The organism is Lentimicrobium sp. L6 (assembly GCF_013166655.1).
Lineage (GTDB): Bacteria > Bacteroidota > Bacteroidia > Bacteroidales > UBA12170 > UBA12170.
The window spans coordinates 1-10598 of sequence record NZ_JABKCA010000112.1 but is presented as its reverse complement, the minus strand read 5'-3'; the positions used below and the strand labels follow the sequence as shown (position 1 = coordinate 10598).

The window sequence follows — 10598 nt, the reverse complement described above, 5'->3', positions numbered from 1 at the left end:
ATAAGTAAATGCTTAGCTCCACGGCTTAGGGCTGAAAACGATGCTTAATTGTTGTAGTGCGTTATTTTATCAGTTTTCTAATTATTTGGTTTTGTTCAAATTCATTCAATGATATGCTATAAACGGTATTAAAATTTTTCTCAAAATCACCGTTGTTTTTATCCCAAGTTGTTAGACTTGCAAATTCAATAAACTTCTCGATCCCATATTTCTGCATCAAAGTCGATGTAAATAGCCAAAAACTTAATTTTTCATGTTTTTCCAATGTTACTATTGCCGGGAAATGCCAAACTTCTTTTGCTCTTAAATATTCATTCGTTGATAACTGTTCGTTTAGTGTTGTGAACTCATTATAGAATTTCGTTGTATCATTGCTGTAATCACCGTATAAAAATGCCAATGGTTCATGAAAAAACGGAACATCTGAATATTTTGTAAAGAAATGATGAACTAACTCGTGAGGGTTACCGTTAATATATCTTTGTAACAAGCCATATTTCACATTCCATGCAGGAAAAGCTCTCCAATAACTTAGGGTTGTATCCAGAATTATATTGAGTTTCATGGTATCTGTATTATGGAACACCATTTTAAGTTCATCAAATTGTTTATCGTAGAGTCTAATTTCTTCTTGATTTACTTTGCTGTTTAAATTGTAAACATTGAAGTGCCTAGACTCATATTTTTCATCGCAAGTCAATACTTTTTTCAAATAGTCACAATTTTTCACAAGTCTCTCGTCAGTATCAATTCTATTCAAAATCCTATTATATACTACAGAGTCTAGGGGAAATATCTCATTTTTCAAAATATGCTTGATATAAACTTGCAATTCATTGGTATCTTTTTCAGTTACGTAATCATTAATTATTTCACGCAATAAAAAAGCATCTACTGTGTTTTGAGGGAAATGGTTTGGAAATTCAGTTTGAAATATACTTTCAAAACGATTTGATTTTAGGTCATCTTTTTCTTGATTACAACTTCCTAAAATCAAAGCACCTATTAAAATAAGGCTCAATACTATTATTCTGTTTTTCATATTTATTTTAGCTCTTTTCTAATGCACTACAACGATCCCGCGCAATGGGGCGTGCCCATTTCTGCTCGGTTCTATTTTAATGCTCAAATATAGTAATATTTAGACTGCTTTATAATCATATAGGAAAATATTGGGCATGCGCTATGGCGCTTGTTATTATTTCGGGGCTACCTTCTGTGGCTGGTGGGCTGCAAGATTTTATGCCTGTGGGTCGGACGAGCTTCGGTATGGGAGCAAATAGCTTTCTTTGATCAGCTTGTGGCCATAAGCGTTGGCCTTGTGGGAATGCTAAAGGATCAGCCGTGCGTTGGCTTTGTGCTGTTGGTGTGCAACGGCGTGGTGAGGCCAGCCTTGGCAAGCGAGGGAGCAGCGCCAGCCTTCTGGGAAAGCTATTTGTGTGGGCTGTGCTTCGTGGGCAAATAAAATCTTTGCGTCGGCCAAAAAGAAAAGATAATCTTCAAAATATTAAATATACCTAATTAGTAAAAAGATATCGGCCCTGAATAATAACGGTACAGCTGTATGAGGAGTTTTGCCAACCAAACAGCATTGAATTAAATTAGAATTGCAAATATTAAAACTTATACAAATGATTGAAAAAATAGCAAAATGACTTATGACAGCATGTTAGATGCTGTATTTAATACCCTTTCGATAACACCGACAGAGCATGAACGTAGTTTTGCAGATTCCGTAATAAATGGCGGTAAATCAGACCCAACAGAGAAAACAGCAATGCTATGCACCTACTTTGAAAAAGATAGTGAAGATAATAAAAAAGCCATTTATGGTTTAATAACCACCCATTGGCATTAAATATTGCATTCTAACGACCTTGCTATGGTGCTGTGCCGCATATTCTAATGTTATTTTTTCTTTGAGAGAATTATCTTCAAAGATACAATCTCTTTGCTTTCTCTACTCCTTTTTGCGGCATGCACTATCAGCTTTTGTTAGCAACCGGGCTTCCTTTTTCATCTTCTCTTGCGCTGGTCAGACAAGCTCTTTGCAAGTTCTGGTTTGTGCTGCTGGCATTTGGGACTTGACAATGTGCTTGGCTGAAAAGGGTTTGGGTTATTGAATTAATATTTTTCCTGAATAGTTTGTTGCTTCAATTTCTGTATGATAGAAATAAACTCCTTTTGCAACATTTGAACATTCCCATATTATTTGTGTTTGCCCTTTGTAAATATGATGCTCTGCTATAGAGATGCCATAAATATTTGTTATGTAAATAATGCTTTCTATTGTATTCAGAGGTAGCTGAAAAGTAATATAATTTTTTGCAGGATTTGGATAAATGGTTAATTTGTTTTCTTTTATCATTTCGTCTAAGCCAACTATAGTATGCTCTTCCCCCCATTCTTCTTCTCCTTTTTTAAAATATACCAAATCAAAGTTAGCTGACACCGAACCCTGTCCATCAAATTCAAAATAACGCATATAAACCTCACCACATCCTATTGCATATCTTCTTGTCTCTTCAGATCCTCCCAATGAATCAAATGTTTGAACTATTAATCTATTGTTATATAACTCGGGTAATTGAAACAAGGAATCTCCAGTAAAAGTATCCAACAGATTAGTATAAAATATAGTTTCCAATTCTTCATAATATTCACCCCAAGGAGGAGTATCAGAACTGGAGTATAATCCAACTACAGATTGAGTATAGAAAACAGTATCACTGTTTTGAGAGAAATACTTATCTACAATCTCAATATTCTGAAGATCAGCCATACCAATAGATGCACTGAGATATGTATGAAAAACATCACCAATGTTAAAATCATATATTTCTCCTCTGGCTGGAAAATCTTGAGAAGAAGCATTACCTGATATTAGCACATAAAAGCTAATTATTAAATAATAAAAAATTTTCATAAAATTTGTTTTTGTATAAATAAGATTGTTTTTAGAATATAGCATATTTAAAATACTTCTTTACCTACTCACAACAATTTTCCCTCTATATATATCCCGATAGCTATTGGAAGCTTTATTTTCCGATTCATAAAAATATACACCACTTGCTACACTACTACAATCCCAAATTAATTGCTCTTGCCCTTTATATATAGGAAATTCTACTATGATTTCACCGAAAATATTTTTGATTTGGAGTCTGCTTTCTTTTGTAATTACCGATAACTCGAAAGTAATTTGAGTATTGGCAGGATTGGGATAAAATTTTAATCCTTTCAATTCCTGGTATTTATTTATGACTCCGGTAGTGGTATCATACAGTCTATATATCCAGGCAGATTTTTCATAATTGACAGGGTAAGGCTCACAATCTACATCTACCGGATTAAGGAAAGTACTTTCATCTATTATTCCTGCTATGTAAAAATCTCGTTCGCTAATTCTTTTTATTCCGTTTTTCTCATAATAATTAGCATAAATTGATCCATGTACTCCATTCCATAATATATTCTTTTCACTATCCAATTCTACTACCCAGACACTTGGGAAACAATATGGATATGGACAAAGAGTATTGTTTACATTGCCATCTGTGGAGTATGTTATACCAAAAAGAAAATAGCCTCCTTCATCAGTTTTAAAAATCCTATTAAAACTATCAGTTTCCGAACCTCCAAAACATTGCTCCCAGATTATATTTCCTGAATAATTTATTTCTATTACCCATGCATCACCTTCACCATGATTTAATGATTGTATATCTCCATCTGATGACCTGGTACCTCCAACAATAAAATAGCCTGTACTTTCTTCGATAATAGTAGCAGAGCCATCTCCTAAGCTACCACCATAACAGTTTTGCCAAATAATTTCCTCGGTTTCTTCGTCTAACTCAACAATCCATATATCCTCTGAACCATGTGCTGCACATTCAATCATCCCTCCAGAGCCATATGTATAACCCAATACAACAGTATTCCCCTCCTGGTTTTGAATTACATCGCTAGCATGGTTTGGTATAGAATTGCCCAGAGTTTTTTCCCAGAGAATTTCGCCATTAGCATCAATCTCACATACCCAAATATCTGAGGCTCCATAATACTCGCTTACATCTCCTCCACCCTGATTAAAAAAATCCATAAGCAATATTAAACCTCCTTCAGGTGTAAGCTTTGCCACCTCAAAATCCTGAGTTCCCAAACAACCATATTGTCGTTCCCAAATAATATTTAAATCGAAGTCGGTTTTTACTACCCATAGATTCATGTAGCCTCCAATGGGATCCGATTGCACATCACCATCGGTTGAATTAGTTTGCCCCACAAAATAGATATATTCATCTGAAACTTCAATGTCGCCAAAATAATCATGTCCTCCACCACCAAAACATCTTTCAAATACAAGTGTTCCATTGCTATCTGTTATAATTACCCACGCATCACTTTCACCATGATAATCAGTAAAAGCATCATTATCATTAGTTACTATTAATGAATTAACTATATGGTTATTTGGTAAAACACCTAATGCTCTGCTATAACTATTTTCATAATCAGCACCAAAACATACTCCCCAATCAACATTTAGCTCTTGAGCAATGCCACTGGTCGATAAATAAACGAATATAGAAATCAATATGTATTTCATAGCCAATGTAATAAAAGCTATCGGGTTATTATAACCCGATAGCATGATGTATCACTATTGAATAATCAGTTTGCCCGATTCTTCAAAATATTTGGTTTTTAATGTAAAGATATAGGAACCTGACGGAATTTTTCGTGTATCCCATGCCTGGGCTCCTTTGTTTTGATTAACATTAAAAGTACGAATTACTTTTCCATTGATATCTGAAATGATGATCACCCCTTCTGTATCAATTTCTGATAATTCAAAATAAAATTCCACATAATGTTTGGCAGGGTTCGGATTGGCATAAATACTTAATGGACTATCTTTTTCGCTAATATTTTCCACCAATTCTGCAAAGGCATTTTTATCATCATTTCTGTCCATACAATCGCAATAATCGTTATAGCCGAAGAAACTCTCCAAAGTAACACGAGCATTGGCCCGGGCCATACCTCTCGGATTATTCGCTATTGTTTCGAGTTCCGATATTTCAGAGCTGTTGAGTTGCATGATATTCCTGTCCTGCTGTTGTAAAGTGGCTTTCAAATTTAATAAAAATACTTCGTCGTTATAAAGTTCCAATGCTTCACCCTCTAACTGGTAGAGATCAGGAATTAAAGCAAGCAATGCATTAGCATCAGTATAGTTTTCCTCGGCAATTAAAAGCGAGGCCAGTTGCATATCGGTGGTACGACTTTTTATATTCCCCAACCAGCCCTTAATGGCTTCTCTATCTTGCTCCTCGGTATTTATTAAACTGTTCAAAATCTTTTTAGCTGAAACAACCTGCTTACGTTTTTGCAAGGCCATTTGGCGAAGTAAGGCTGTTTTGTAGGTGATACCAGCAGATAAATCCTTGAGAATTTCGATCATATAAGCAGGCAGGGGTTCTTCTTTGTTTTCCAAAAAGCGAATAAAATCGTTTTTCTTCAACTCATCGGGATTGGCCGCTAAAATATCCAGTAACACACTATTGGGTAGCACCTCGGTTTTATTGGCTGCTTTTTCTAATACGGTGCGTGAAAGGTAGGGTGATTTTCCTAGTAAATTGTCACGTAATTCCCAGGTATCACCTGGTTGAGCAGCTTCAATGGTCAGACTGGTTCCCTCGGTGCTACCACCATCTTTCAGATCGTTATAAATACTTTCCACGGCTGTATATTCCGCATCGGCAGTTGCAAACTGGCTTTCTAGTTCCTCCTGTTCCCCTAGGGTAAGCACCAATCGTTCTTCATGAATACCCCCATCCTCTTCACATTCGTTGAAATAATCGGCTACTTCTTTTATAAAAATATCCTCATTATTATAAGTTTCTATTTTATCATCTTCAGGCTCATAAATGCTTTCCTCTTCAGAAGAGTGAATATAATAGTATTGATCTTCTTGTCCCATATTTCGCCAATGCCATTGAGCTAGCAGGCCACTAAAAGTATTGCGGGCAGATAAATTAATGGCTCCCAAATTGGGATTAATTTGAGCATCTGCAGGGATACCCACCACTTCAAAATCAATTTTATTTTCGCTGTTTTGGTTGCATTGGTATTCGATGCCTACTATAGGGTCTGAACCAGGTAATCTATTATTCCCATAAGCATGATTTCCCACAAACAAACCGCTAAAACTATTGTTTTTTATAATATCGTGATTACTGGGATTTTCCAAAGCTACTATTCCAATAACATCGTCGCTCAGATTGGCATCGGGTACTGCAGCAAAGCTGTTGTTTTCAATAAAAAAGCCGGTGCTGGCCTGCACATGAACACCTCGACCATAAAAATCACCACATATTTGCTTTTCTTTATTGGTTCCATGTTTACCTACTAAAAACTCACTGGTTTTTACAGTTAAAACATTAATAAGATTATATGCCCAAACTCCATAGTTATTATTATAAAAATAGGAATGTTGAATATTAACTGGGTAAAGGTCATCATTAAATATATTTTTAACTTCAATTGCTTTATCAAAGCCATAGAACTCGCAACGTTCTAAATCCTGAGGCAAACAACCATCAGGGCCTATGGCACCATTGCAAATGCTCTCAACTTTAAAGCCTGCATCAATGGTATATATTGCTGATTGTTCAAAATTACCTGCATCGAATGTACAAGCTCTAAACTTAACCCCTCTCACATCCCACATACTTACAAATGTATGAAAAGGATTATCATCCAGATAATTTTCATCGTTTTTAAAGCTACAGCGTTTAAATGTGGCCGCATAGTCACTTTCGATACCAAATACTGGGTGTAGGTTTTTGTAAGATAATAAAGAAACTGCGCGGCGATTGTTCAAAAATGTTGAGTTTTCTGCATAAATGATACCTCCGGTTTTACTATAATCATCGGGTTTCCATAGCTGTACCGCTTCATGGGCATGTGAAATGGTAGCATTATATAATTCCAATTTCCCTTGAAACTCCTCCGTTTGGGGTTGAGAAATATCTCCCCAAACTTCTATTCCAGCCCATTTCTCGTTACATGCGTTAGTTATTGTTCCTCCGTCTACTATTAATTTTGCACCTGGTTCTACTACTATTTTTGTATTATTCATCATTAATACATGGGATGTAATAGTGAGTTCGGTCCCATTTTTTACTACCACATTGGTAGGTATAGTTTTAGTATAATTCCAAATAGTATTTTCACTAATCTCAATATCCTGAATAGGTTCTGGTAAACCTGAATAATAATTGCCTCTACCATCTGTTGAAATATAAAGCCTATTGGTACAATAATCGTATTCCAGATCAGTAACAACTGCTATGGGTAATCCATTTTGAAAACATTCCCATTCATTCATGTCAGCAGTACGGTAAAAAACCCCTACATCGGTTCCAATAAATAGATAATCTGAATCTAATGTTACTCGAATCATTTTTTTAACCGGAAGTGCAGGTAAGCCTTCGGAATAATCGTACCAGGTTTCACCACCGTCTGTTGAACGTAAAACTCTGAATTTCTCGTTTAATGGCAACGCCTGATTGGGCCATGGTTGGCGCATTACCCCACCTAGCCCTATCCACATATTGTTACTATTATCTAAATCGCAAATTATATCGTTTAAACTTTTGTAATACAACAAATTGGTAATATTGGAAATATCTCCATAAGTACTACCATCTGCATTGTATACAAGATTATTTCCCATATCATCCCAGGTATCACCATTGTTAGTGGATTTGACAAACTGGTTTATAGTACTACCACTAGTTGCACCATAATTAGATATAAAAATCGTATTTTGATTATTTATGGCAATAGCTCTCACTTTTTCTAATTCAGTTGGGGTACTTTTTACTACTACATTAACATTATCAGGGTCACTTTCGTCTGAAATGGCAAGTTCATTAACACTACCCATTAATATTTCATATGGGTTAAGCGGATTTATATAGAAACGAGAGCCTATAAAACTAGCAGAATGGGGATGGAGAGACTTAGAACTGGCAGTTGGATTTCCATCTTCATCAAATTCTATAATTCTTCTGTACATTCGAAGTTGATATTGGTAATAGTGTAGACCAAATGGTGTAATTGGATTTACTGAACAATCAGCGCCATCACCTCCACCAAATTTTGTCCATTCATCATTGAGATATTGAAAATTGTTTATATGAGTGGCTCCTGCAACTACAAAGTCACCATATCTATTATTTACACCTAAACCAAAATAATTGCCGATAGGTAAATAATTGCCATTTAAATTTGTCTCAGAAATACTTGATAGGTTATCTAAATCTATGACATATTTTGCAATACTACCATCGGTAGCAACTAATAACTCTTCTTCATTATTTGCATTAATGCCTAAAGATTCTATATCACGTATATCCACATGATCAGGATAATAATAATCAAATAGATTGGGAGTATTAACATTGAAAAACCATAAATGAACACTACCACTATATAAGATATTGGATTCTTCGGAATAATATATATTACATTTAGGGCTAAAAGCGTGAAGATCATCATCTGGATCGCTATTTCCTTTATCATCGACTAAATTTACTAAAAATGTCCAAGATATACCCAAATCTGTAGATTTATAAATAAGTCTTCCAATTCCATATGCATCTATCAACAAAAATGTTTTACCAGCTTTAGTTTTAGATATTCTAATTCTTTTAGCATCAGGTAACCCCAAACTACTAGTAGTGTTTTCCCAAATTCCATTTCTGAATGTATATAATATTGATCCATAATTGCCATATAGGCTTTTTGTGCCGATAAAAAGAGTTTCGTTTTTAACCTGAATGTCGTAATATTCAATTCCAGATGGAAGATCGAATGTGTTAACAACAGTAGTCCAGGTATTGCCGGAATCAGTGCTTTTAAAAATTTCTTTCTTGGTAAGTGCATATAGAGTTAAGCTTCCCTGTGTGCTGTTATCGTAATCGATAACTATTTTTACTACATATGGGTAAGTATCATTATCGAAATTTGTTTCTACCCAGTTTTCACCATTATCAATAGATTCAATAACTCCTATACCATATTTAACCCCTTGAAGCCCATCCCCAGTTGACGCATAAATATGATTTGGATCATATGGGTCTCTAATAAATTCAGTAGCTGATATATTAATTAGGTTTACGTCATCATCATTTACATTTTCCCAAGTATTACCAGTAGATCTTCTTTTCCATATACCACCATGATTTGATGAAATTAAAATGTCATCTGGATTACCTGGCTTGCAGGATAAACGATTAACCAAGCCCATATATTGTTGTGTATATTGTACTGGGCCAAGTTGTATCCAATTGGCTGGATCGCTTGCATTACATTCAAAATTATCACGGTAATCAATAGCAGCCTTCAGGTAGGTTTCGAAAGATAAATCACCATTTTCATCTACTGATAATCTGTCATTCCACCTGGAGTAAAAGCGATGGTAATTTTTTACTTCGATGGGAATACCATCTCTAACAAAATCAGGATATAAAGGTTGTAAGTATTGATCATATTGCTGTGGTATTGTTTTAAATGCATTTGCATCCTCCTCCAGAACACGCCAACTGTCAAGATTGTTTACTTGTGCTTTATTATCATTTATCGAATAAATAATAAAAACTGCTATGATTAATAATTTCCAGATATATTTGATTTTTGATTCCATTTTTCTTTAATTTTACATGTTAATTTTTTATTTAACTGTCGGGAGATATTGGTTGGCAAATGTGGTAAGATCGAATTATAAAATTCAAAATATTAGATGTTTGGATAGATGAAACGCTGCGAGTCGAAAAGCTGGTTTCATTTAAAAGAAGTTTGTTCGGAATATTTGTCAAAGGGAATGATTGCTCCGTTTAATCAATCCCTTATCTCTCGATAAATTTATTTTTTCCAATTAGAAATAAGTATTGTTTACTTCCATTGAAATTAGAATTCTGTATTAATATTATAGGTTTTTTAAATCTCAGGTACGAGTCATTTTCTAACGGATTAAAACCATTAAGAATAATCGAACAAAACCTTTGAGATTTATAGAGGAGATTTTTATTTGAATGCGAGATATTCATTTTAAGCGAAATTTAAGATTTGGTTTGCACCCCAAAGTTATAAATAATTTGTTAAAGTTTTATAATATAATTTAATTATTTCGATTATTGTTTCAGGGGGGGGGAGGGTAAAACATTGTATATCAATATTATAAAAATCACGAAATATTTAATTCCTTTTTCTTTTTAGGAATAAATCATTCATTTTCTTATACGCTGTGGCAAAAATTTAAGCTCTTTTGGTTTTTCTTGTTTCGGCTTTTTTAGCGTAAGAAAAAACCAAATGTGCTTAAATGTGGGTTGGCCTTTGCCTGGTTGCTAACGGTTGGGGCTATGGTGCGTGCCGTATTTATAATTACAATTTTTCTACTTACAAATACATTAACAAATGTAACGTAATATTCATGTTTACACAAATTGAGGCATGCACTATGAGCCCGTGTTGAACTAAACCTCCCCAAAGGGAGGTAGCTTTCGATTTAAATTCGTATT

Annotated in this window: 5 protein-coding genes; 1 reads left to right on the top strand and 4 read right to left on the bottom strand. The window is 34.6% G+C overall.

Going from position 1 to position 10598, the window contains the following annotated elements:
* Positions 1 to 61: 61 nt before the first annotated feature.
* Positions 62 to 1042 carry a hypothetical protein gene (locus tag HNS38_RS18845; RefSeq protein ID WP_172346906.1) on the bottom strand — a complete coding sequence of 327 codons (981 nt, stop codon included), beginning with the start codon at positions 1040 to 1042 and terminating at the stop codon, positions 62 to 64.
* Between the two features lie 609 nt (positions 1043 to 1651).
* Here HNS38_RS18845 and HNS38_RS18840 point away from each other — a divergent pair.
* Entirely contained in the window at positions 1652 to 1858 is a 207-nt protein-coding gene (locus HNS38_RS18840; protein ID WP_172346905.1) for a hypothetical protein, read from the top strand.
* Positions 1859 to 2116: 258 nt separating this feature from the next.
* Here the strand turns inward: HNS38_RS18840 and HNS38_RS18835 are convergent, their stop codons facing one another.
* The 3 genes from HNS38_RS18835 to HNS38_RS18825 are packed head-to-tail and all read right to left on the bottom strand — an operon-like array spanning position 2117 to position 9724.
* Positions 2117 to 2926, bottom strand: coding sequence for a T9SS type A sorting domain-containing protein (locus tag HNS38_RS18835; protein ID WP_172346904.1), 810 nt, complete (start codon positions 2924 to 2926; stop codon positions 2117 to 2119).
* Between the two features lie 60 nt (positions 2927 to 2986).
* Positions 2987 to 4615 (bottom strand): T9SS type A sorting domain-containing protein, encoded by a 1629-nt coding sequence (locus HNS38_RS18830; RefSeq protein WP_172346903.1) that lies wholly within the window; start codon positions 4613 to 4615, stop codon positions 2987 to 2989.
* 54 nt (positions 4616 to 4669) lie between these two features.
* Positions 4670 to 9724, bottom strand: coding sequence for a T9SS type A sorting domain-containing protein (locus tag HNS38_RS18825; RefSeq protein WP_172346902.1), 5055 nt, complete (start codon positions 9722 to 9724; stop codon positions 4670 to 4672).
* Between the last annotated feature and the right edge of the window lie 874 nt (positions 9725 to 10598).

Bases quoted from the DNA above. Each gene is read 5' to 3' on its own strand.
- HNS38_RS18830 (WP_172346903.1), bottom strand. From the start codon at position 4,615: ATGAAATACATATTGATTTCTATATTCGTTTATTTATCGACCAGTGGC.
- HNS38_RS18825 (WP_172346902.1), bottom strand. From the start codon at position 9,724: ATGGAATCAAAAATCAAATATATCTGGAAATTATTAATCATAGCAGTT.
- HNS38_RS18845 (WP_172346906.1), bottom strand. From the start codon at position 1,042: ATGAAAAACAGAATAATAGTATTGAGCCTTATTTTAATAGGTGCTTTG.
- HNS38_RS18835 (WP_172346904.1), bottom strand. From the start codon at position 2,926: ATGAAAATTTTTTATTATTTAATAATTAGCTTTTATGTGCTAATATCA.
- HNS38_RS18840 (WP_172346905.1), top strand. From the start codon at position 1,652: ATGACTTATGACAGCATGTTAGATGCTGTATTTAATACCCTTTCGATA.